Origin of the sequence: Citrobacter sp. wls613, from assembly GCF_005281195.1 — a bacterium.
Taxonomy (GTDB): Bacteria; Pseudomonadota; Gammaproteobacteria; order Enterobacterales; family Enterobacteriaceae; genus Citrobacter; species Citrobacter gillenii.
In genome coordinates, this window is record NZ_SZXN01000037.1 from 1,653 (window position 1) to 2,637 (window position 985).

The 985-nt window shown below is 50.3% G+C and carries 1 protein-coding gene and 1 pseudogene; one reads left to right on the plus strand and one right to left on the minus strand.

Annotation, left to right across the window (positions count from 1 at the left end; genetic code table 11):
- A partial coding sequence (silR, locus tag FDX01_RS06310) for a copper/silver response regulator transcription factor SilR (RefSeq protein WP_137399443.1) occupies nt 1-516 on the minus strand: 516 nt, incomplete at its 3' end.
- A gap of 189 nt (nt 517-705) precedes the next feature.
- On the opposite strand from silR, the pseudogene FDX01_RS06320 reads away from it, so the two are divergent.
- A pseudogene (locus tag FDX01_RS06320) lies at nt 706-985 on the plus strand (hypothetical protein); the annotation flags it as partial.

Consider the following 985-nt stretch of genomic DNA (forward strand, 5'->3'; position numbering starts at 1 on the left):
ACGGGGAAGAACCTCGCCCTGATGGCGAATGAAAAATTCCAGCAGGCTGAACTCTTTACTGGTGAGCACAATGCGGTTTCCGGCGCGACTGACTTTTCTGGATACGAGATCCATCGAGAGATCAGCCACCCTAAACTGGCTTTCCGTGATCATCGCGTTTCCCCGCCTCAGAAGGGTTCTCACCCGGGCCAGCAGTTCGGCAAACGCAAAGGGTTTAACCAGATAATCGTCCGCACCCAGTTCCAGTCCTTTGACCCTGTGTTCGATCGTGCCGAGGGCCGTCAGTAGTAAGACCGGCATACCCTTTCCGGCAGTGCGCAGCATGCGGATGATATCCCAGCCGTTCACATCAGGCAGCATGATGTCCAGAATGACTAAATCATACTCGGCTGTCATGGCGAGATGATATCCGGTAAGACCATTATCAGCGTGATCCACTACGAACCCTGCCTCTGTAAGCCCTTTGCTGAGATATTCACCTGTTTTAATTTCGTCTTCGACGATCAATATTTTCATCTTGCTCCCCGTCTGGCTGCTAATGTCATTCTATTGCGCACACGATCGTAATCAACGAATTACCGTAAAAATGACAACATTGTCATTATTCTGTCACCCGACAAACAGAGTGCATTCTGTAAAGTAACCCTGGTAATACTCTGAACTTCATTTGAACCATTTACCAGGTCTGCCTGGACGAGAAGCAATATGTTCAAATTAAAACTACTCAGCATCAGCACAATCTTCATTCTGGCTGGTTGTGTCTCTCTGGCGCCTGAATATCAGCGTCCGGCAGCACCGGTACCCCAGCAGTTTTCACTGTCCCGTAACAGCCTGACGCCAGCGGTGAATGGCTATCAGGATACGGGCTGGCGTAACTTTTTTGTCGATCCCCAGGTCACCCGGCTGATTACTGAAGCCCTGACTAATAACCGTGATTTGAGAATGGCTGCACTGAAGGTTGAAGAGGCCCGGGCCCAGTTCAACG